This is a genomic window from Mesorhizobium sp. M1142, from assembly GCF_040318565.1.
In the GTDB taxonomy this organism is placed as follows: Bacteria; Pseudomonadota; Alphaproteobacteria; order Rhizobiales; family Rhizobiaceae; genus Mesorhizobium.
Window position 1 is genome coordinate 153,065 of record NZ_JAMYMK010000002.1, and the last position, 22,110, is coordinate 175,174.

The 22,110-nt window shown below is 63.6% G+C and carries 21 protein-coding genes; 5 read left to right on the forward strand and 16 right to left on the reverse strand.

Annotation, left to right across the window (positions count from 1 at the left end; genetic code table 11):
• Positions 1-122: 122 nt before the first annotated feature.
• The 15 genes from NKH42_RS04715 to NKH42_RS04785 form a co-directional block, all read right to left on the reverse strand.
• On the reverse strand, positions 123-2,492 hold the full coding sequence (locus NKH42_RS04715; RefSeq protein ID WP_352973961.1) for a trimethylamine N-oxide demethylase: 2,370 nt from the start codon (positions 2,490-2,492) through the stop codon (positions 123-125).
• Positions 2,493-2,761: 269 nt separating this feature from the next.
• Positions 2,762-3,391: a sarcosine oxidase subunit gamma gene (locus NKH42_RS04720; protein ID WP_352688700.1), complete on the reverse strand. Its 630-nt coding sequence runs from the start codon at positions 3,389-3,391 to the stop codon at positions 2,762-2,764.
• Positions 3,384-6,365 carry a sarcosine oxidase subunit alpha gene (locus NKH42_RS04725; RefSeq protein ID WP_352751111.1) on the reverse strand — a complete coding sequence of 994 codons (2,982 nt, stop codon included), beginning with the start codon at positions 6,363-6,365 and terminating at the stop codon, positions 3,384-3,386. The genes NKH42_RS04720 and NKH42_RS04725 overlap by 8 nt, the downstream gene beginning before the upstream one ends.
• 52 nt (positions 6,366-6,417) lie before the next feature.
• Positions 6,418-6,693, reverse strand: coding sequence for a sarcosine oxidase subunit delta (locus tag NKH42_RS04730; RefSeq protein ID WP_352688706.1), 276 nt, complete (start codon positions 6,691-6,693; stop codon positions 6,418-6,420).
• A gap of 17 nt (positions 6,694-6,710) precedes the next feature.
• The gene (locus NKH42_RS04735; protein WP_352688709.1) at positions 6,711-7,964 is read right to left on the reverse strand and encodes a sarcosine oxidase subunit beta family protein; all 1,254 of its coding nucleotides are present in this window, start codon (positions 7,962-7,964) and stop codon (positions 6,711-6,713) included.
• Positions 7,965-8,000: 36 nt separating this feature from the next.
• Positions 8,001-9,308: a type III glutamate--ammonia ligase gene (gene glnT, locus NKH42_RS04740; protein WP_352688712.1), complete on the reverse strand. Its 1,308-nt coding sequence runs from the start codon at positions 9,306-9,308 to the stop codon at positions 8,001-8,003.
• 33 nt (positions 9,309-9,341) lie between these two features.
• Positions 9,342-10,670 (reverse strand): FMN-binding glutamate synthase family protein, encoded by a 1,329-nt coding sequence (locus NKH42_RS04745; RefSeq protein WP_254818691.1) that lies wholly within the window; start codon positions 10,668-10,670, stop codon positions 9,342-9,344.
• A 6-nt stretch (positions 10,671-10,676) separates the two neighbouring features.
• Positions 10,677-11,411, reverse strand: coding sequence for a GltB/FmdC/FwdC-like GXGXG domain-containing protein (locus NKH42_RS04750; RefSeq protein WP_352751110.1), 735 nt, complete (start codon positions 11,409-11,411; stop codon positions 10,677-10,679).
• Positions 11,412-11,415: 4 nt separating this feature from the next.
• Positions 11,416-12,309 carry a class II glutamine amidotransferase gene (locus tag NKH42_RS04755; RefSeq protein ID WP_352751108.1) on the reverse strand — a complete coding sequence of 298 codons (894 nt, stop codon included), beginning with the start codon at positions 12,307-12,309 and terminating at the stop codon, positions 11,416-11,418.
• A gap of 83 nt (positions 12,310-12,392) precedes the next feature.
• A complete protein-coding gene (locus NKH42_RS04760; RefSeq protein ID WP_352751107.1) occupies positions 12,393-12,725 on the reverse strand; it encodes a hypothetical protein in 333 nt (110 codons plus the stop codon).
• Positions 12,722-13,402 (reverse strand): hypothetical protein, encoded by a 681-nt coding sequence (locus tag NKH42_RS04765; protein ID WP_352751105.1) that lies wholly within the window; start codon positions 13,400-13,402, stop codon positions 12,722-12,724. Before NKH42_RS04765 ends, NKH42_RS04760 begins: the two co-directional genes overlap by 4 nt.
• Positions 13,403-13,448: 46 nt before the next feature.
• On the reverse strand, positions 13,449-14,849 hold the full coding sequence (locus NKH42_RS04770; RefSeq protein WP_292653875.1) for an APC family permease: 1,401 nt from the start codon (positions 14,847-14,849) through the stop codon (positions 13,449-13,451).
• Between the two features lie 15 nt (positions 14,850-14,864).
• Entirely contained in the window at positions 14,865-15,026 is a 162-nt protein-coding gene (locus NKH42_RS04775) for a hypothetical protein (protein WP_023673991.1), read from the reverse strand.
• Between the two features lie 16 nt (positions 15,027-15,042).
• Positions 15,043-15,420, reverse strand: coding sequence for a hypothetical protein (locus tag NKH42_RS04780; protein WP_023673992.1), 378 nt, complete (start codon positions 15,418-15,420; stop codon positions 15,043-15,045).
• A gap of 11 nt (positions 15,421-15,431) precedes the next feature.
• Positions 15,432-15,719 carry a hypothetical protein gene (locus tag NKH42_RS04785; RefSeq protein WP_023716771.1) on the reverse strand — a complete coding sequence of 96 codons (288 nt, stop codon included), beginning with the start codon at positions 15,717-15,719 and terminating at the stop codon, positions 15,432-15,434.
• Between the two features lie 254 nt (positions 15,720-15,973).
• Here NKH42_RS04785 and NKH42_RS04790 point away from each other — a divergent pair, with 254 nt between their 5' ends.
• The 4 genes from NKH42_RS04790 to NKH42_RS04805 are packed head-to-tail and all read left to right on the forward strand — an operon-like array spanning position 15,974 to position 19,730.
• Entirely contained in the window at positions 15,974-17,107 is a 1,134-nt protein-coding gene (locus tag NKH42_RS04790) for an aminomethyl transferase family protein (RefSeq protein ID WP_352751103.1), read from the forward strand.
• A 14-nt stretch (positions 17,108-17,121) separates the two neighbouring features.
• Positions 17,122-17,718: a dimethylamine monooxygenase subunit DmmA family protein gene (locus NKH42_RS04795; protein ID WP_352751101.1), complete on the forward strand. Its 597-nt coding sequence runs from the start codon at positions 17,122-17,124 to the stop codon at positions 17,716-17,718.
• Complete coding sequence (locus tag NKH42_RS04800) at positions 17,715-18,680, forward strand: PDR/VanB family oxidoreductase (RefSeq protein WP_352505299.1); 966 nt, start codon at positions 17,715-17,717, stop codon at positions 18,678-18,680. Before NKH42_RS04795 ends, NKH42_RS04800 begins: the two co-directional genes overlap by 4 nt.
• 9 nt (positions 18,681-18,689) lie before the next feature.
• The gene (locus NKH42_RS04805; protein ID WP_352751099.1) at positions 18,690-19,730 is read left to right on the forward strand and encodes a heme-dependent oxidative N-demethylase family protein; all 1,041 of its coding nucleotides are present in this window, start codon (positions 18,690-18,692) and stop codon (positions 19,728-19,730) included.
• Between the two features lie 51 nt (positions 19,731-19,781).
• Here NKH42_RS04805 and NKH42_RS04810 read toward each other — a convergent pair whose 3' ends face one another.
• Positions 19,782-20,495 (reverse strand): helix-turn-helix domain-containing protein, encoded by a 714-nt coding sequence (locus NKH42_RS04810; protein WP_352689778.1) that lies wholly within the window; start codon positions 20,493-20,495, stop codon positions 19,782-19,784.
• Positions 20,496-20,744: 249 nt separating this feature from the next.
• Here NKH42_RS04810 and NKH42_RS04815 point away from each other — a divergent pair, with 249 nt between their 5' ends.
• Positions 20,745-22,103 (forward strand): trimethylamine monooxygenase, encoded by a 1,359-nt coding sequence (locus NKH42_RS04815; RefSeq protein ID WP_352751098.1) that lies wholly within the window; start codon positions 20,745-20,747, stop codon positions 22,101-22,103.
• Positions 22,104-22,110: the final 7 nt, after the last annotated feature.

Below are 22,110 nucleotides of genomic sequence, written 5' to 3' on the forward strand. Positions count from 1 at the left end.
GCTTTGTGACGCTGTGCACATTGCGTTTGTGAAACAGTCGAGCTTCGTTGGCGCTGCCAACAGGTGCGGTCTCCCTTCTCCCACGACAGCAACGGAGAAGGGAAGAACCAGGGCAGCGTCGATCAGGAGCGCGGCCTGGTCTTTTGCGGGTCGTAATGGGCAAAGGCGACAACGCGCGCCGGCAGCCGCTTGCTGTGGCCGTCGAGCTTGCCGATCTCGACCTCGGTGCCGACCGCCGAATGCGCGACGTCGAGCCTGGCCAGCGCGATGGTCTTGTTTAGCAGCGGCGAGCGCATGCCGGAGGTGACCACGCCGATCTGGGCGCGGCCGACATGTACGCAATCGCCGTGGCCGACGGCGACATTGGCGTCGATGTCGAGGCCGACCAGCTTCCTCTGCGGATTTTCCTTGCGCCGGATCAGCGCCTCGCGGCCGATGAAATCGTCGCTCTTGGTCTTCAGCGGTACGGTGAAGCCGATGCCGGCCTCGAACGGATCTGTTTGGTCGGAAAATTCGTAACCGGCAAAGATCAGCCCGGCCTCGATGCGCACCATATCGAGCGCCTGCAGCCCCATCGGCTTCAGGCCGTGCGGCTGGCCGGCCTGCCAGATCGCGTCGAAGACCTTGTCGGCGTCGCGCGGGTGGCACCAGATCTCGTAGCCGAGCTCGCCGGTGTAGCCGGTGCGCGAGACAATGACGGGAATGCCATTGCCGCCGCCGATGCGGGCGACCGCGAAACGGAACCATTCAAGCTCGTCGATCGACGGCTGCAGCGGCGAGGTCCAGACGATCTGCCGCAGGATGTCGCGGCTTTTCGGTCCCTGCACGGCGACATTGTGCATCTGGTCGGTCGACGAGCGCACCAGCACGCTGAGGCCGAGTTTTTGCGCCGTTTCCCGCAGCCATTCGCCGGATAGATCGTCGCCGCCAACCCAGCGGAAATTATCCTTGCCGAGCCGAAGCAGCGTGCCGTCGTCGATCATGCCGCCGTGCTCGTAGCACATGGCGGAGTAGACCACCTGACCGACGCCGAGCTTCTTGATGTCGCGGGTCAGCGTGTATTGCAGCAGCGCTTCCGAATCCGGGCCGGTGACCTCGAACTTGCGCAGCGGCGACAGGTCCATGATCACGGCGTCCTGCCGGCAGGCCCAGTATTCGTCGATCGGGCCTTGCCTGGCAAAGGAATTGGCCAGCCAATAACCCTTGTACTCGACGAAGTTGCGGGTGTGCTTGGCAAAGCTCGAATGAAAGGCGGTCTCGCGGGTCATTTTCGGTTCCGAATCGGGCGTCATGCGTCTGGCGATCGCTCGCGAGAATTTGTGCTGGCCGGAATAGGTTCGCACATGGATGTCGGTCAGGTCCCAGCCATTGGCCGGCGTGGTGTCGTCGGGGCAGGCGGACGAGACGCAGACGATGTCGGTCAAGGCGCGCAGCAGCACATAGTCGCCCGGTCGCGACCACGGCTCGTCCGAAACCACGACGCCATGCGCGTCGATCGCCGTGTTGAAGAAGAAGTTGATCGCCATCCAGCCGGCGCGGGGCGTGACGCCCTTGTCGGCCAGCGCGCGGTTGAAATTCTCCGAGCAGTTGGGATGGCCGGGATAGCCGATGTCGTCGTAATATTTGGCAGCGCAGGCGAGCGCGAACGCGTCGTGCCGGTCGCAAGTGTCCTGCACCACCTCGACCAGCGGCTCCATGTCCTGGTCGTAGTATTTCGAATGCAGGCCGGGCATCGGATAGCTCGAGCCCATCAGCGTGCGCGTCGTCGTCACGTCGAGCGGATGATCCCGGCCCTTGTCCAGCTTGCGCGCCGAAAAGCACTGGAAATCCGTGCATTGGCGCCCGTCGACATCAATGATCTGCAGATAGTCGCCCGCCTTGACGAAGTAGGCCTCCGCCGTCGCCGAATGGACGCGCAGATCGAGCACGGGATCGGCCAGCGGGTCGGCGAGCCTGGATTTCGCCGCCGGGCGGATGGTGGCGCGCCGGACGACGATGCTAAGCGGCGTCGCGGTATCGTGGCCGTCGACCAGCATCGGCCCGCCGGGCGCGGCAATCAGCATTGAACCGTCGCGGGCGACGGCAAAAGCCTGTTCGGTACCGGCAGGGGTGGCGCCGCCGAAAACGCGAACCGCCTTTGCCTGATCGAGCTGCACCTCGCGGCGCTCGAGGCCTCGGCGGAAGGAAGCGAGGCTATCGTCGCCCTCGGCCAGCATCGCCTTGATGCCGGCGGCATTGCTGTTCGATTGCTCTCCGAGAATGCCGGGATCGGTCGCGCCGCTGCTGTCCCATGCCAGCAGCTCGCAAGCCTGCCCGCCCTCGACATTGCGCACGCTGATCGTATCGCCGGCCTCGACCTCGATCAGCACCGCGCCGTTGCCGTGGACGGTGTAGCGCTCCATCCCGGCCGGCAGCGCGATCTGGCCTGGCCGCAGGATCAGGCTCGGCCGCGGCGGTCCGGCGACGACGGCGGGGTAGGGCGACTGGCTCATCTCAACCCTAGTTTCGAGAAACAAGTTTGCCTGTGCGTGAAATTATTTTAGCGGGAAGAATAGCAGGGGGATCGGGTTTGGCAAGGTGGAGGTGGCACAAGCTCCCCTTCTCCCCTTGTGGAAGAGAAGGCGTCGCCGAAGGCGACGGATGAGGGGTGTTCCAGGGAACGCCAGCCTCTCACTCCGCTGGAACACCCCTCATCCGTCTCGGCGCTGCGCGCCGATCCACCTTCTCCCACAACAAGGGGAGAAGGGAAGACGCGCCAAGGCTATGCCAATTCCTCGGAATGCCCGATATCGACGCCATACTCCGCGGCCGCATCGAGCATCGTATGCCACAGGCTTTCGGCAAACGTCGCAAATACCAGAAGATTGAACACCGCCTGCCCATCCGGCCGGTCATTGCCACGCCAGAGATTGATGCTGGTGTGATCGACCGCGGTCGCCGCCGCGGTGCCGGCCGGGAACGCCGCCGGGTGCAGGTCTAGCGACAACAATTTCGCCAACATCGAGCGCGCCTTGGCTCCCGAGACGCTGATCAAGGCGCGCGCATGCGACTGATCGGAAAGCGAGGCGGACTGCGAGAACGCCTGGCTCAGCTTCTCCATCGCGTGAATGCCGCCCTTCGACAAGACGAGGAACTGATCCGGTCCCGACCAGATCAGCGTGGCGTCGGGAACTCGGACCGCTTTGGGCGCATTCGGAGCGGCAACGCCGAAGCGGGTTTCGGCAGCCTTCGCCAGTTCTGCCGCTTTGCCGCGCCGCGCCATCACCTGGATCAGGTCGAAATTGCGGATCTCCGTGAGCGATACGCCGGCCGCCGTGCCGCGCGCGCCGTAGCCGCCGACAACAAGCGCTTTCTCCAGCGGACTGCGGGCAATCCAGGAAAACTCAGCCACGCTGGCGCCCTCCATCCGGATCGTAGAAGACAGGACTGCAGAGCTCGACATCGTAATCTTTGCCGCGCAGCGGATCGTGCGCATGGACGATCTCGCCGATGCGCTCGCGGCCGCGCTCGACCAGCCCAAGCCCGATCCACTGGTCGAGCATCGGCGAAAAGCAGACCGAGGTGACATAGCCCTGGTCATTGTCGGGACCGGGCGTCTCGCCCTTCGGGATAATATGCGCGCCGGAACGCAGGCGGCGCGTCTTGTCGACCGGCTTTATGCCGACGACGACCTGGCGGTTCGGCGCGACCAGCGCCTCGCGCCCGGCCATGACGCGGCCGATGAAGTCTTTCTTGGTCGACATCATCTTGCCGAGGCCGAGGTCGGCGGCGGTCGTCGTGCCGTTCAACTCCGGTCCGGCGACATGGCCCTTTTCGATGCGCATGACGCCGAGCGCCTCGGTGCCGTAGGGCGTAACCCCGAATGGCTTGCCGGCCAGCATCAAATTGCGCACCAGCGCGTCGCCATAGCGCGCGGGAACCGAAATCTCGAACGCCATTTCGCCGGAGAAGGAGATGCGGAACAGCCGCGCTCTGATGCCACCGTGCAACGCAACTTCCCGCGCCCCCATGAACGGGAAACCTTCGTTCGACAAATCCTCGGATTCATCAAGGACCTGTTTCAGCAACTCCCGCGCGCTCGGCCCGGCGATCGAGAATTGCGCCCACTGGTCGGAAACCGAGGTCAACTGCACGTCGAATTCCGGGAACAGCACCTGCCGGCAGAATTCGAGATGCTGCATCACCAGCCCGGCCTTGGCGGTGGTGGTGGTCAGGAAATAATGGTCCTCGGCGAGCCGCGACGTCGTGCCGTCGTCATAGACGATGCCGTCCTCGCGCAGCATCAGCCCGTAGCGGGCTTTTCCGACGGCAAGATTGGAGAAAGTGTTGATGTAGACGCGGTCGAGGAAAGCGCCGGCATCCGGGCCGTGCACGTCGATCTTGCCGAGCGTCGAGACGTCGCAGAAGCCGACGCCTGAGCGCACCGCCTTGACCTCGCGCGTCACCGATTCCAGCCAGTCCTTTTCGCCGGCGCGCGGATACCATTGCGCCCGCTTCCACAGGCCGGTGTCGACGAACACCGCGCCCTGTTCGGCTGCCCAGTGATGCGACGGCGTCAGTCGTGTCGCGTGGAAGTTTTCGTCGCGATGATGGCCGGCGAAGGCGCCGATGGCGACCGGCACATAGGGCGGGCGGTAGATCGTCGTGCCGGTTTCGGGAATGGACTTGCCTGACAACGCAGCCATGATGGCGAGGCCGGCGACATTCGAGGTCTTGCCCTGGTCGGTGGCCATGCCGAGCGTCGTGTAGCGCTTGAGATGCTCGACCGATTCAAAACCTTCGCGCTGCGCCAGTTCGATGTCGGACGCGGTGACATCGTGCTGGTAGTCGACAAAGGCCTTGCCCTTGCCGGCGACGTGCCAGAGCGGGGTCAGTGAAAAGGCTTCTTCGTCGCCGACCGGCGGCGTGCCGGCATTGCCGCCGCGGCCGGCGCTTTGTGCTGCTGCGGATCCGGCGGCAAAGCCCTGGCGCAGGCAGTCGCCTAGGCCGAAGGCGCCGTTGGCGGCGCCGGCGGCCACCATGCCGGGCGGCGCACCATCCGGCACGAAGGCTGCGATATCGTCCTGCCATTTCGGCCGGCCGCGATGATAGGAAGTCAGCCCGACCGCCGGATTCCAGCCGCCGGACACGGCAAGCCCATCGGCCTCGACCTCGGCGCGCGCGCCGCCGGTGAGCGATACCGCGATCGTCCGGACACCGTCCTTGCCGCCTTCGACCCCGCTGACCGAGCCGTTGAGCACGGCAAAGCCGGTCTTTGCGGCAAGCGCGCGATGCGCGGCGGAGACATCCGGGCGCGCATCGATGACCGCCGCGACCTGCAACCCGGCGGCAAGCGCGGTCTCGACCGTGCGCCAGCCATCCTCATTATTGGTGAACAGCGCGATCCTCTTTGCAGGGGTAACTGCGTAGCGCGCGACATAGGTCCGCATTGCCGAAGCCACCATCACGCCGGGCGTGTCGTTGCCGGCAAAGACGATCGGCCGCTCGATGGCGCCGGCGGCAACGACGCAGCGCTTGGCTACGATCCGCCACAGCCGCTGGCGCACCTGGTGCTCGGGCGGCGAGGGCAGGTGGTCGTTGACCCGCTCGATCGCGACATAGGTGCCGCCATCATAGACGCCGAACAGCGTCGTGCGGTTCATGATGCGGACATCGGGCAGTGCGGCGAGTTCGGCCAGCGTGCGTGAAATCCATTCGGCTGCCGGCTCGCCGTCGACCATGCCGCCGTCGGCGAGCAGGCGGCCGCCAAGCGCGAAATCTTCCTCGCACAGGATGACGCGGGCGCCGCCGCGCCCGGCCGCCAGTGCCGCAGCCAGCCCGGCCGGGCCGGACCCGGCAATCAGCACGTCGCAATGCGCCCACGCCTTGTCGTAATGGTCGGGATCGGCGACGCCTGCAGCGCGACCGAGGCCGGCGGCGCGGCGGATCGCCGGCTCGTAGACCGCTTCCCAGAATTTCGCCGGCCACATGAAGGTCTTGTAGTAAAAGCCGGCGACGAAGATCGGCGCAAACAGCTGGTTGACCGCCATCAGATCATGGCGCAGCGACGGCCAGCGGTTCTGGCTGGCCGCTTCCAGACCGTCATAAAGCTCGGCCGTGGTCGCCTTGGTGTTGGGCTCGCGTCGCGCTCCGCTGCGCAGTTCGACCAGCGCGTTGGGCTCCTCCGAACCAGCGGTCAGGATGCCGCGTGGGCGATGGTATTTGAACGAGCGGCCGACCAGCTTGACGCCATTGGCGATCAGCGCCGAGGCCAGCGTGTCGCCTTGGAAGCCGGCAAAGCTCTTGCCGTCGAAGCGGAAGCCCAGTGGCGCGGCGCGATCGATGAGACCGCCTGATACGAGACGATAGGGCTGGCTGGAGGTCACGATCGCCCGCCTTCCGTCGCTGTGGCCTGATGAGCGCTGACCTGGACAGAATTCATCTTGCAGCCTGCTTCGCACCAACGCCGGCCGCCGGCTCGACGGAGGAAATCTCATGCGTAAGCGTATTGCGGGCGACCTTCAGCCAGGCCCGGCAGCCGCCGCCATGGTACCAGTATTCGCTCATCGGCCCGGCGATGTTGTCACGCAGGTAGACATAGTCGAAGACCTCGTCTTCGGTGGCGCCGGCCGCCGGACGCGCCGGCTTGGCGTCGCCCAGATAGGTGAACTCGCCGAGTTCGCGTTCGCCGCAGAAGGGACAGACAATGCGCATGCTTCTTCAGCCAGCCTTCAATGCAGGTTCGGTTGGGCGCCCTGGCCCTTTTCGTCGATCATGGCACCTCGCCGGAAGCGGTCGAGGCGGAAGCGGGTAGCCTCCTTGTGCGGCTCGTCGCGCGCCAGCAGATGGGCAAAGACCAGGCCGGAGCCGGGCGTCGCCTTGAAGCCGCCATAGCACCAGCCGGCGTTGAGATAGAGCCCGTCGACCGGTGTCTTGTCGATGATCGGCGAGCCGTCCATCGACATGTCCATGATGCCGCCCCACTGACGCAGAAGCCGTATCCGGCCGATCATCGGCATCAGCGCCATGCCGCCTTCGCAGACGTCTTCCATGACAGGCAGATTTCCGCGCTGGGCGTAGGAATTGTAGCCGTCTATATCGCCGCCGAAGACCAGCCCGCCCTTGTCGGACTGGCTGACGTAGAAATGGCCGGCGCCGAAGGTCATGACATTGGGGATCAGCGGCTTGATCGCCTCGGAGACGAAGGCCTGCAGCACATGACTTTCGATCGGCAGCCGCATGCCGGCCATCGCCGCGACGCGCGACGAGGAGCCGGCGACCGCCATGCCGACCTTGGCGGCACCGATCCTGCCGCGCGATGTCTCGACGCCGGTCACCTTGCCGCTGCCGTCGCGAACAAAGCCGGTCACCTCGCAATTCTGGATGATGTCGACGCCGAGCGCGCTCGCCGCATGCGCATAGCCCCAGACCACGGCGTCGTGCCTTGCCGTGCCGCCGCGTCGCTGCAAGAGGCCGCCCTGCACCGGGAAACGTGCGTTGTCGAAGTTCAGGAACGGCATCATCTTCCTGACTGCGGCGAGGTCGAGCAGTTCGGCATCGATGCCGTTGATGCGCATTGTGTTGCCGCGCCGCGCATAGGCGTCGCGCTGCGCGTCGGAATGGTAGAGGTTGATGACGCCGCGCTGGCTGACCATGGTGTTGTAGTTGAGGTCCTGCTCCATGCGCTCCCAAAGCTTCATCGAAAGCTCGTAGAACCCTGTATTGCCGGGCAGCCCGTAATTGGAACGGATGATGGTGGTGTTGCGGCCGGCATTGCCGGAGCCGATCCAGCCTTTTTCCAGCACGGCGACATTTCTGATGCCGTATTCGCTGGCGAGGAACCATGCCGTCGCCAGGCCATGGCCGCCGCCGCCGATGATCACCACGTCGTAGTGGCTCTTCGGGGTGGCGTCGCGCCAGGTGCGCTGCCAGTTCTTATGGCCGGAAAATGCCGCCCGGGCGAGGGAGAAGATCGAGTATTTCATGAACCTGTTTCGCGCCGGGCGTGCAACAATTCCGGATCAGATGTCGAGCGTGTGGTCGCGCTCCCACTGGGTGAAGTGGGAAGCATAGGAATTCCATTCCTGCTGCTTGAGCTTTAGATAGGCCGACGAGAATTCCTCACCCAGCGCCGCCTTGAGCGATTTGTCGTTGTCGAACTCGCGCAACGCGTCGAGCAGGTTGAGCGGCAGCTTCGGCGCGCCCTCCACCGTATGGCCGAACTGGTACATGTCGATGTCGTAGCGCCGGCCGGGATCGGCCTTCGAGCGGACACCGTCAAGGCCGGCGGCGATGATGACGGCCTGCAGCAGATAGGGGTTTGCCGCGCCGTCGGGCAGGCGCAGCTCGAACCGGCCGGGACCAGGCACGCGCACCATGTGGGTGCGGTTGTTGCCGGTCCAGGTCACCGTGTTCGGCGCCCAGGTAGCGCCGGAGATGGTGCGCGGTGCGTTGATGCGCTTGTAGGAATTGACCGTCGGGTTGGTGATCGCGGCAAGGGCGGAAGCATGTTTCATGATGCCGCCGAGGAAATTCCGGCCCCTTGCCGACAGGCCGAGCTCCATCGCATTGTCGGCAAAGACATTGGTCTTGCCGTCTTTGTCCCACACCGAGATATGCGCATGGCAGCCATTGCCGGTCAGGCCCTGGAAGGGCTTCGGCATGAAGGTTGCGCGCAGGCCGTGCTTTTCGGCGACCGATTTCACCATGAATTTGAAGAAGGAATGTTTGTCGGCGGTCGCCAGCGCATCGTCGAAGGCCCAGTTCATCTCGAACTGGCCGTTGGCGTCCTCGTGGTCGTTCTGGTAGGCGCCCCAGCCGAGCGCCAGCATGTGGTCGCAGATCTCGGCGATCACATCGTAGCGGCGCATCACCGCCTGCTGGTCGTAGCAGGGCTTCGACGCCGTATCATATTCGTCGGAAATCGTCTTGCCATCCGGCGAGATCAGGAAGAATTCGGCCTCGACGCCGGTCTTGATGTGCATGCCGTCGCCAGCGGCCTCAGCGATCAACCGCTTCAGCGTGTTGCGCGGCGCCTGCTCGACCGATTTGTCGTCCATGATGCAGTTGGCGGCGACCCAGGCGACCTCCGGCTTCCAAGGCAACTGGATCACCGAGGCCGGATCCGGCACCGCCAGCATGTCGGGATGCGCCGGCGTCAGGTCGAGCCAGGTGGCAAAGCCGGCAAAGCCGGCACCGTCCCGCTGCATGTCGGCGATCGCCTGCGCCGGCACCAGCTTGGCGCGTTGCCCACCGAACAGGTCGGTGTAGGATATCATGAAATATTTGACGCCCTTCTCCTTGGCGAAGGCGGCGAGATCGTTCCCCATTATAGTTCCCCGCTTACTGGCATTTAGTTTGTTTTAGAAGCCGTTCTTGCCCGGTATCCAATTGGTGCCGGCCAGCGGCACGCCGGCCATGGCTGCGGCTTCGATCGTCAAGGCCACAAGATCCTCGGGCTCGAGATTGTGCAGGCTGTTCTTGCCGCAGGCGCGGGCGATTGTCTGAGCCTCAAGTGTCATAACCTTAAGATAATTCGCCAGCCGTCGTCCGGCCGCAATCGGATCGACCCGTTTCATTAGCTCGGGATCCTGCGTGGTGATGCCGGCCGGGTCGCGTCCCTCATGCCAGTCGTCATAGGCACCGGCGGTGGTGCCGAGCTCGTTGTATTCCGCCTCCCAGCGCGGATCATTGTCACCGAGCGCGACAAGCGCTGCCGTGCCGATCGACACCGCGTCGACGCCGAGCGCCAGCGCCTTGGCGACGTCGGCGCCGTTGCGTATGCCGCCCGAGACGATCAGCTGCACCTTGCGGTGCATGCCGAGGTCCTGCAGCGCCTGCACCGCCGGCCTGATGCAGGCAAGCGTCGGCTGGCCGACGTTCTCGATGAACACTTCCTGGGTTGCCGCGGTGCCGCCCTGCATGCCGTCGACGACGACGACGTCGGCGCCTGCCTTCACCGCAAGCGCGGTGTCGTAATAGGGCCGGGCGCCGCCGACCTTGACGTAGATCGGCTTTTCCCAGTCGGTGATTTCGCGCAGTTCCAGGATCTTGATCTCGAGATCGTCCGGCCCGGTCCAGTCGGGGTGGCGCGAGGCCGAGCGCTGGTCGATGCCTTTCGGCAGCGTGCGCATTTCGGCGACGCGGTCGGAGATCTTCTGGCCGAGCAGCATGCCGCCGCCGCCTGGCTTGGCGCCCTGGCCGACGACAACCTCGATCGCGTCGGCACGGCGCAGATCGCGCGGGTTCATGCCATAGCGCGACGGCAGATACTGGTAGACCAGTGTCTTCGAATGGCCGCGCTCTTCCTCGGTCATGCCGCCATCGCCGGTCGTCGTCGAGGTGCCGGACAGCGTCGCGCCGCGGCCGAGCGCTTCCTTCGCCGGCCCGGACAGCGAGCCAAAGCTCATGCCGGCAATGGTGATCGGGATTTTCAATTCGATCGGTTTTTTTGCATAGCGCGAGCCGAGCACGACGCTGGTGTCGCAGCGCTCGCGATAGCCTTCGAGCGGATAGCGCGAGATCGAAGCACCGAGGAACAGAAGGTCATCGAAATGCGGCAGCTTGCGCTTGGCGCCGGCGCCGCGGATATCGTAGATGCCGGTCGCCGCGGCGCGACGGATCTCGGAAAGCGTGTAGTCGTCGAAGGTCGCGGATTTGCGCGGTGTCGTCGGCGGATTGCGATAGGTCATTGAGCCTCAATACGCGTCGGCGTTGTCGATATTGAAATTGTAGAGGGTACGAGCCGAGCCATAACGCTTGAACTCCGCCGCCTTGACGCCGGTCACGCCGGCGCGGTCGAGCAAGCCTTGCAGCAATTCGAGATGCTCGGGCCGCATCTCCTTGGCGATGCAGTCGGCGCCGAGGCTTTCGACCTTGCCGCGCACGAAAAGCCGCGCCTCGTAGATGGAATCGCCGAGCGCATCGCCGGCATCGCCCAGCACCACCAGATTGCCGGACTGCGCCATGAAGGCCGACATGTGGCCGATATTGCCATGGACGACGATGTCGATGCCTTTCATCGAAATGCCGCAGCGCGATGACGCGTTGCCTTCGATGACCAGCAGCCCGCCGCGGCCGGTGGCGCCGGCATACTGGCTGGCATCGCCTTTGACGACGATCTGGCCGGACATCATGTTCTCGCCGACGCCGGGCCCGGCCGAGCCATGCACGGTGATGGTGCCGCCGTCGTTCATGCCGCCGCAATAATAGCCGACGCTGCCGCGCACATCGATGGCGACCGGCTGGTCGACGCCGACGGCGACCGAATGGCTGCCTCGCGGGTGGAGCACCTCCCAGGCGGTCTCGTTCGAACCGGGCGCCAGATCGTGCAGCGCCTGGTTGAGCTCGCGCAGCGACATTTCGGCCAGGTCGAAGACCCGCGATGCCTGGCCCGGCTCACGTGCCGCCTTGGAGAGGTTGATTGCCGGCATCAGCTCAATGCTCCCAGAAATAGACAGTTGCGGGCTCGGGTTCCCAGACTTTCGCATTGTCTATGCCGGGCAGTTTGGTGAGCGCACGATATTCCGAGCCGAAGGCGACATACTGGTCGGTTTCGGCCATTACGGCGGGCTTGCAGGCGATCGGATCGCGCACCACGCCGAAGCCGTTCTTGGTGCCGACGACGAAGGTGAAAAAGCCGTCGAGATCGCTCAGCGTGCCTTCCAGCGCCTCGCCCAGATTCTTGCCATGCGCCATCTGCGAGGAGAGATAGGCGGCGGCGACCTCGGTGTCGTTCTCGGTCTCGAATGTCATGCCTTCACGGATCAGCTCGCGGCGGACATTGTTGTGGTTGGACAGCGAGCCATTATGCACCAGGCACTGGTCGGCGCCGGTCGAGAACGGATGCGCGCCCATCGTCGTCACCGCCGATTCGGTCGCCATGCGGGTATGGCCGATGCCGTGTGTGCCGGTCATCTCGCGGACGCCGAAACGGTCGACGACCGCTTCCGGCAAGCCGACTTCCTTGTAGATCTCGACGACGTCGCCGGCGCCCATGATGCGGATGTCGGGGCGCAGCGTCTGGATCGCCTCGCGGGCTCCGTCGATCTTGGCAGGCATCGTCCGGACCACGGCATGCGTCGACTTCGCAGCAATGCTCACCGGCGCGCCGATTGCCTTGGCGAGTTCGGCGTCGAGGCCGCGGAAATCGCGCTCCGGCTTGGCCGACTGGATGGTGATCTTGGCTTCACTGGAGGGCGCGCCATAGATGGCGATGCCGGCGCTGTCGGGACCGCGATCGCTGAGCGAGATCAGCATCTCCGACAGCATCGCGCCAAGCTGGGGCTCGAGCGACTTGTCCTTCAGAAACAGTCCGACGATTCCGCACATGTCAGGCTCCGCGAGTTTGTTCCTCCGAGATGTATCGAATGAGTCCCGGGAATTCAATTGGTATGAAAAAAATTTTCCTGTCGTTATATGTCGGCTGAGGCACCGTCGGCCGCACTATCGCTGCGCTGGCCGCCATTGTGAACCCATTTGGCATAGCGGATGCGGGCGATCTTGTAGGCATCCAGGATCGACAGGGCATAGATCAGGACGCCGCCGGCATGGCGGCCGATGAAGCTGGCATCGGGCGGCGCGATCTTGGCGGTGACCCAGGCCAGGACCACAATGAAGAACAGGAATTGCAGGCCGCGCACCGGCACGCCGAGCACGACATGCCCGCTCGCCGGCAAGACGATCGCAGCGCCCAGAACCAGATAGGGGCTCGGTGGTGCGGGGGAGGTGGTGATCTGGCTGGTCATGCCGCCTGCCGTTCGCTTTGATTGATGGCATCGCGCAGCGCCGAAGCCGACGACAGCAGCCTCTCGATCAGCCCCGGATCGAGCCTGACCGTGCCGAATTCGGCTTGCCGGAATACGCCGTAGCGCGCCCGCTCGGCCTCGGCCAGCAGCCAGACGATGCGCACGCCGTTCGGTGTGATCAGCAGTTCCTTGGCGCGCTCCTCGACAAAGATATCGAGGTGATCGGCTATGACGGCTTCGGGGAAGCGCACGCCCTTGCGGTCGCTCCGCAGCACCGCCTCGGCTGGAAATCCGGCGGCCTTCGGCAGTGTATGGACGAGATGATCGAAATTGGAAAAAGTCGTCGGCGATCCCGGCCGCATCATCATGTCGAAAGTGCCTGGTATCACGACCTTTTCGGTGATCGAAACGCTCAGCCAGCGCGCCGGCAGCTTCCTTATCGCCAGCGTGTCGACGATGGTCCGCACCTGCACCCGCCGGCCGTTCCACGAGCCGGCGAAGGTGACGACGCCGGTGGTGCCGTCCGAGACGTTGGCCGCGTCGGGGATGACGGCGCGGACGTCGGCTTCGTCGGCGGCAAGCGCAGTCGAAGCCTTGGCGCGGCTGGCGCGCGCAAGCCAGGCTATGTGGAGGACGAGAGCCAGGGCAACCGCCCCGGCGAGCAATGCTGAGATCACCTAACGCACCTCGTCACGCAAATGCCTGCCCAGACCGGGCGCGCCGTCAGTACCCCTGTGGTTTCGGCCACGGCATGGTGAACTGGGCACCGCGGCGCACGAATTTGTAGCGGTAGAAGTGGAACCACAGCGAAATCAGGAAGTAGAAGGCGACCATGGCGATCAGCTGCGAGCCAAAGCCGAGGAAGATCGCAAAGAAGGTCACCACGCAAAGGCAGAACAATACGATCGCCGGCAGCGGATGGAAGGGATGGGTGTAGCCGCGGCGGATCGAGCCGAGCGGCCACTTCTTCCTGAACATGATGATGTTGATGCTCATGAAGGTGTACTGCAGCACGCCCGACAGGATCGAGAAGGTGATCGCCTGGTTGAGGTCGGCGATGAAGGCAAAGGCGAGCGCGATCGGCAGCAGGAACAGGATCGAGCGATAGGGCGTGCGGTATTTCGGATGCACCGCCGAGAACCACGTCGGCAGATAGCGGTCGCGGCCAAGCGAAAACCAGGCGCGCGCGGCGTCGTTGATGCAGCCATTGGCGGAAGCAAGTGCCGCAAGCAGCGTCGCGATGAACAACAGGTTCTCCAGCAGCGCACTGCCGGTCAGTTTGCCTGCGTCCCACAGCGGATAATAGGTGATGCCGAGATATTCCCAGGGCATCAGCGAGGCGCAGACATACCAGGTCATCGCGGCCGCGATCAGAAGCGTGATCATGCCGGCCATCGTGCCGTAAGGCAGCGAGCGCGCCGGCGAGCGTACTTCCTCGGCGGCCTGCGTGGTGCCCTCGATGCCGAGATAGTACCAGATGCCGAACTGGAACGCGGCGATGACGCCGATCCAGCCATAGGGCAGGGCGTTGCCGGGGGTGACCAACTCGTTTAGCTTCAGCACGGCGCCTTGCGTCCACGGACTGACCGAGAAGAACAGGATGACGATCGAGACATAGGCTATCGCGGTGATGACGAAATTGACGTTGAGCGTCATCAGCACGCCGCGATAGTTCAGCCATGCCAGCACCACGATGGTCGCGGCGATGAAGGAATTGTGGTTGAGTCCCTCGACGCCGGCCTTGGCGACAATGGTGTCGCCGAGCAGGATCGCGTCCGACACTTCGAGCATGGTATAGGCAAAGACCAGGAAAAGCGCGACGTTGAAGGCCATCAGCGGCCCGACAATGTGCTTGGCCTGCGCATATTGGCCGCCGGCGGCGGCAACCGTCGAGGTGACTTCGGAATCGATCATCGCGACCGATGTGTAGAGCAGTCCGACGATCCAGCAGACGATCAGCGCCGCCAGCGCGCCGCCCTTGTCCGCCGCGAAATTCCAGCCGGTGAATTCGCCGACCAGAACGATGCCGACACCGAGCGCCCAGACATGGGCGGGGCCGAGCACCCTGAGCAGTGAAACCCTGTCGCCTTGCACTTGCACCGCTGGTTCAGCCGTGATCGTCATCGTTCAATCCCCCACTCAGATCCGGTGTTTTTCGGACACGGCTTCAAGCTCGCCTTCCCTGGACGAGGTCAGCATCTCTTCGGAATAGGTCGTGTCGATCTTGAACCAGTCGTAGAGCATCCACAGCGCGAGCACGATCGAGATGCCCCAGCATGCGTAAGAGAGTGCCACCCACATGACGATGCTTCCCTATCTATTTGTCGCCGAATTTTTCGTCGATGACGTCGCGGTATTCGCGGTCCGATGCGCGGAACAGAAAGATGAAATAGCCGATCAGCACCGCGGCCATGATGATAAGCGTCGGCCAGTCGATGATGTAGTGGAACCGGTTCTGAATGATGTCGTGCGCGGTTTCCGGCGTGTAGCCGAGCTTTTCCCAGATCGAGGCCATGGTCGGGTTCTGGCCAAGCGCTTCCCATGTCTTGGCGTCGAGCGCGTCGATGGATTTTGCCGCCCCTGCCAGGCCTAGTTTCAGCGGCAGCCACAGCGCGACGAAAATCGCGACCACGACGACGGCGATATCGAAAACCTGTCCGGCCTTGCTCTGTTCGGGCGGTGTATAGCGGGCCATGCGTCTCCCCCTCAGGACTTGCGGTTGCGGTAGGCGTCGGCATTCTTGATGTCGAGGCCGTAGATGAAGTCCTTGTCTTCCTTGTAGTGATTGACCATCGCCAGGATGGCGGCCGTGTTGAAGATCAGCACGGCGGCCGCGGCGACCGCGACGACGAGCTTGATGCCGGCATCGGGGATGTATGGCCATGTCATGAACAGGACGAAAAGGATCGTCGCCCATAGGCAGACGATCAGGAGCACCGATCCACGAAGGTCGGAACGGTACAGGGCTTCAATGCGCTGCTGCATGTCGGACATCGGTTCCCCTCCATCGCTCTCTTTCAAGAGAGTGAAATTTTTTTCATAAATTCAAGCCGAATCCCGCAATTGTCAAGACGATTTTACGCAACGTTAACCGTTTGTTTGATCCGCCGAATTTTGCCTGACAATGAAATTATTTGCTTGCGGGTATTGCAGGCTCCCGGCGTTTGCGATCAATATTCGGGCAACGCTCCCGCCGCTGTGCAGGGAGCAGGGGAAAGCAAACGTTTTTCGAAACGGAGGACAAGCGGATGACGGCATCCTGGAGATTTTCGGCGCTTGCGGACCGCCATCGCGCGCTCGGCTCGAAGCTCGAGGACTGGAGCGGCATGGGCACCGCCTGGACCTACGACAAGGACGCCGACGAAGAGTATATCGCCATCCGCACCAAGGCCGGCCTGATGGATGTGTCGGGCCTAAAGAAGATCCACATCACCGGGCCGCACGCCTCGCACCTGATCGACCTGGCGACGACGCGCGACGTCGAAAAGATCTATCCCGGCAAGTCGGCCTATGCCTGCATGCTCAACGAGGCCGGCAAGTTCACCGACGACTGCATCCTCTACCGCACCGGCCCGAATTCCTGGATGGTCGTGCATGGCTCGGGCACCGGCCATGAAGAGCTGCAGCGCGCTTCCGTCGGTCGCGACGTGTCGCTGCGCTTCGACGACAATCTGCACGACCTTTCGCTGCAGGGGCCGCTAGCCGTGGATTATCTGGCAAAGCATGTGCCCGGCATTCGCGACCTCAACTATTTCCACCACGTGCAGACGCAGTTGTTCGGCTTTCCGGTGATGATCTCGCGCACCGGCTACACCGGCGAGCGCGGCTACGAGATCTTCTGCCGTGGCCAGGACGCCGGCACGATCTGGGACAGGATCCTCGACGAGGGCAAGAGCGCCGGCATCATCCCGTGCCGCTTCACCACGCTCGACATGCTGCGCGTCGAGAGCTACCTGCTGTTTTACCCTTACGACAATTCGCAGAAATATCCGTTCGAGAATGAGGGGCCCGGCGACACGCTGTGGGAGCTTGGTCTCGACTTCACCGTCAGCCCGGGCAAGACGGGCTTTCGCGGTGCCGAGGAGCACTACCGCCTAAAGGGCAAGGAGCGCTTCAAGATATTCGGCGTGCTGCTCGAAGGCAGGGAGCCGGCCGACGAGGGCGCACCGGTCTATCGCGACGGCAAGAAGGTCGGCGTGGTGACCTGCGCCATGTATTCGCCGCTGGTCAGGAAATCGATGGGCATCGCCCGGCTCGACGTCGACTGCGCGGTCCAGGGCACCAGGCTCGAGATCCGCAACAAGAGCGGCGCCATCAGCGCAACCGCCGAGCCGCTTCCGTTCGACGATCCGAAGAAGACCAAGCGCACGGCGAAAGGCTGAGGCATACTGCGGGTATGGCAGCGAAAAGCATCATCAGCCGCCCGGTCTATGGGACCCTGTCTCCACAGCCCGGCAAGCACCATCTTTTCGTAGCGGACGCAGAGGGAGCGCTGGCGATTGCCGATCTGGCCGCCAAGGCACCGACGGATTTCTTCGGCGGCGCCCACATCATCTTCATTCCCGGCCGCGACGGTAAATATGCCGAGGCGCTCGAAGCACTGAAGCCGGCGCAGCTCTACCTCGGCCATTCCTTCGCCAGTGCCCTGCCGCGGCTGAAGCAGACGCTGGCCAACGCCCATATGGGCCTCAGGCTCTACCTTGCCGGCACCGAAGGGCTGATCGGCCAGGCCATGCAGGCGGCGCTCGAAGCCGGCATCGACCACACCTCGATCCAGACCGAGCATCGGGGCTCGCTGGCGCGCCGCGTGCAGTGCGTCCATTGCAAGGGCATCACCGAGAACGTCACGACGCAGCCGGCAACCTGTTCGCATTGCGGCCTGCTGCTTCTGGTGCGCGACCACTATTCGCGGCGCCTCGCCGCCTTCCAGGGCGTCTGCATCAACGCCGAGGACCGCAGCGAAATTCCTCCGATGGAGGAGGTCTTTCGATGAGCACCGGCACCACCAAACTCGATGTCGTCGTCAGCGATGTCGTCCCGGTCAACGAGTTGGTGACGCGCTTTCATTTCCGCAGGCGCGACGGCCAGCTTTTGCCGACCTTTTCCGGCGGCGCCCATGTCGTCGTCGAGATGCGCGATGGCGAACGCACCAGGCTCAATCCCTATTCGCTGATGGGCTCGCCGCTCGACACCCGCGAATACACCATCTCGGTGCGCCGCGACGACGCCGGCCGCGGCGGCTCGCTGTTCATGCACAGGCAGGTCAGGCCGGGCACGGAGATGGTGGTGAGCTACCCCGTCAATCTGTTCTCGCTCGATCTTCGGGCCAGGAAGCATCTGATGCTGGCCGGTGGCATCGGCATCACCCCGTTTATGGCGCAGACCGCGCAGCTGGCGGCGCAAGGCGGCAATTTCGAATTGCATTACACCTGCCGCACCGCCTCGCTCGGCACCTATGCGGACCTGCTGAGAGAGCGCTACGATCGCCGGGTCAGGCTCTATCACGACGACCGCGACGAGCGCGTCGATCTCGACCGGCTGTTGTCGTCGCAGCCGCTCGGCACGCATCTCTATGTCTGCGGGCCGTCCGGCATGATCGGCTGGGTGCGCGAACGCGCCGCTGCCCTCGGCTGGCCGCCAGAGACCGTGCATTTCGAGCATTTCGCCGCACCGCAGCCCGGCGCGCCGTTCGACGTGACACTGGCGCTCAGCGGCAAGACGATCCGCGTCGACGAGCAGCAGAGCCTGCTCGAGGCGATCGAGGCGGCCGGCGTCGATCCGCCCTATCTGTGCCGCGGCGGCGTCTGCGGCCAATGCGAGACCAACGTGATTTCGCATGACGGCAAATTCATCCACAACGACCACTGGCTGAGCGAGGAAGACCACCGTTCGGGTTGCAAGATCATGCCTTGCGTCTCGCGCTTCGAGGGCAGGTCGCTGGTGCTGGAAAGATAGGAGGCGAGCTTGGGCATCACCTTTCGCAAGGAAACGTTCCGCGACGACTTCACCTTCAGGAACAGCCCCGAGCACATCAGGCGGTTCCCGTTCCCGTTCCATGAAGACAGCTACATGTATGCGGTCAACATCGAGCCGCATGTCGTCGGGCCGAGGGGCAGCGTGCTGGAGAATTTGATCGACGTCGACGAGCACTATGTCGCCGAGATGCAGGACCGCGCTTTGGTGCTGGCCGAGGATCCGCTGCGCTGCCAGTCGCTGCCGCACATGACGCTGGCCGGCTGGGATCTGCTCGAACTCCTGATGGAGCAGCAGGCGCTGGGCTATCCCGAGCATTTCACGCTGATCCGCGACGGCGATCGCTGGCGCTGGATCAACCGGCCGCTCGGCATCGACGACAGCTTCACCTTCGGCGACGTCTCGACGCTGCCCTATGGACCGATGGAATATATCACCCGCCAGAGCCAGGGCGATTTCTGCATTCTCGACCAGCGCGACGGCAATCTGTGGATGGATGCCGGCATGGTCACCACCCAGGCCGACTGGTCGCTCGATTTCGACATCGGCATGAACTTCTTCGAATGGCACGCGCCGGTGCCGCTGGCGCATGAGAAGGGGATCTTCGTCCGGGCGCTGAAATTCCTCACCAACATACAGCAGGGTAAGCCGGCGCGCCGGCTGAACTGGACGATGACCATCAATCCGCGCCTCGACACCAGCCCGGAAAATTACCACAAATGGGGTCCGGACCGCGCCACGGTGACGCCGGAAAACGTTGGCGAAAAAGTGCATCTGCGCGTCGAACTGCAGAGTTTCTGGCGGCTGCCGCGCTCGAATGCGATCGTCTTCCCGATCCGCTGTTACCTCATCAAGATGGACGAACTGGTGACGCAGCCGAAATGGGCACGCCGCCTGCACCGCGTCATCCGCGACCTGCCAGACGAACTCGCCAATTACAAGGGCCTGACGCGCTATCGGCCGACGCTGGTCGAATGGCTGTCGAAATTGGATGATGGCAGCTCGACAAGCCCAGGCTTTGGGCCGGATTAAAGCTGCCTGCGAAGCTGCTAATCTCCCCCACGAGGGGGGAGATTGGCCAACTCACCCCGCGCTCTGCGGGTAGCAGATGATCGACAGATAGCGCATCGGCAGAACGCTCAGCACTTCCGGTCCGTGCGGCGCGTCGGCGTCGAAGAACAGGCTGTCGCCGGGCTTCATCGGGTAGAGATTGCTGCCGTGCCGGTAAACCACTTCGCCTTCGAGCATATAGAGGAATTCCATGCCTTCATGCTGGAAGGTCGGGAACACGTCGGAATCCTCGGTCAGCGTGATCAGATAGGGTTCGACGACGACGCCGCTGGTGTTGGAGCCGATATGGCCGAGCAAATTGTACTGGTGGCCGGCGCGCGTGCCGCGGCGTTCGACGTCGAGGCCTTCGCCGGCCTTGACGAAGACGGCACTGCGCTCCTCCTCGAAACGGCGGAAGAAGGCGGTGACGGGAACGCCGAGCGCCCGCGACAGCGCCTGCAACGTGGTCAGCGATGGCGAGGTGATGCCGTTCTCGATCTTCGACAACATGCCGAGCGAAATGTCGGTGGCGGCAGCCAGATCGGCGACGGTGATGCCGAGCTTTTTGCGGAATGCCCGCACCTCGCGGCCGATCGCGACCTCAAGCACTTTTTCGCGGGTGTCGCGAATGGCGTGCGGATTCTGGGTGAGCGGCACGCGTATCTTGCGCGGCTCGATCACGGCGGGTTTGGCTTTGCCCGCCGCGGCGCCGGCATCTTGCTTCAGATTGGACGCTCTTTTCGCCATTTCGCCACCCCGGACCTTGCCGATTCATTTCACTCACGGTGAACATATTCGGTGCCGATACAGAAGCGCAACTCTCACGGCAAGCCGAATTGCGCAATGACCGGATTTCGCCCGAGCATCCACGTCGTTTAGAAATCCAGCTCGGCGAAGCGCGGTTTCGCGACAAGCCCTGTTGACAGCATCGAAGGGGCAATTACTGTCCTGTCAGTGAAATTTGTTTCGTTAGAGAAATGAGATCTGGAGGCCCGCATGAAACATCGTGTTGCCGTCATCGGAGCCGGGCCGTCCGGCCTGGCCCAGCTCCGGGCCTTCAAGTCGGCCGCCGACAAGGGCGCCGATATTCCCGAGATCGTCTGCTTCGAAAAGCAGTCCGACTGGGGCGGCCTGTGGAATTACACCTGGCGCACCGGCCTCGACGAGCACGGCGACCCGGTGCATGGCTCGATGTACCGTTACCTCTGGTCGAACGGCCCGAAGGAATGCCTCGAATTCGCCGACTACACGTTCGAGGAGCATTTCGGCCGGCCGATCGGCTCCTACCCGCCGCGTGCCGTGCTGTGGGACTACATCAAGGGCCGCGTCGAAAAATCCGGTGTGCGTCAATGGGTGCGCTTCAACAGCCCGGTGCGCATGGTCACCTTCTCCGACACGACGAAAAAATTCACCGTCACCGCGCATGACCGCACCAACGACGTCACCTATTCGGAAGAGTTCGACAATGTCGTCGTCGCCTCGGGGCATTTTTCGGTGCCCAATGTGCCCTATTTCGAGGGCTTCTCGACCTTCAACGGCCGTATTCTGCACAGCCACGATTTCCGCGACGCGATGGAATTCAAGGGCAAGGATATCTTGATCATCGGCCGCTCCTATTCGGCCGAGGACATCGGCTCGCAATGCTACAAATACGGCGCCAAATCGATAACCTCGAGCTACCGCTCGAAGCCGATGGGCTTCAAATGGCCGGAGAACTGGAAGGAAGTGCCGCTGCTGCAGAAGGTCGTCGGCAAGACCGCGCATTTCAAGGATGGCAGCACCAAAGACGTCGACGCCATCATCCTGTGCACCGGCTATCTCCATTCCTTCCCGTTCCTCACCGAGGATTTGAAGCTGAAGACCGCCAACCGCATGTGGCCGGACGGGCTCTACGAGGGCGTCGTCTGGGAGAAGAACCCGAAGCTTTTCTATATCGGCATGCAGGACCAGTTCTACACCTTCAACATGTTCGACGCGCAGGCCTGGTTCGCCCGCGACGTCATCATGGGCCGCATCAAGCTGCCGTCGGCCGAAGCGATGGCGGAGCACGGCCGGAAATGGCGGGCACGCGAGGAGACGCTGGAAGACGCCGAGCAGATGATCTGGTTCCAGGGCGACTACACCCGAGAGCTGATGGAGCAGACCGACTATCCGGGCTTCGACGTCGAGGCCGTCAATCGGACCTTCATGGAGTGGGAGCACCACAAGGCGGAAGACATCATGGGCTTCCGCGACCATGCCTACCGCTCGCTGATGACCGGCACGATGGCGCCGCTGCACCATACGCCGTGGCTGCAGGCGATGGACGATTCGATGGAGAGCTATCTCGAGGTGAAGGGCGTGGCGGCGGAGTAGCAGTGAT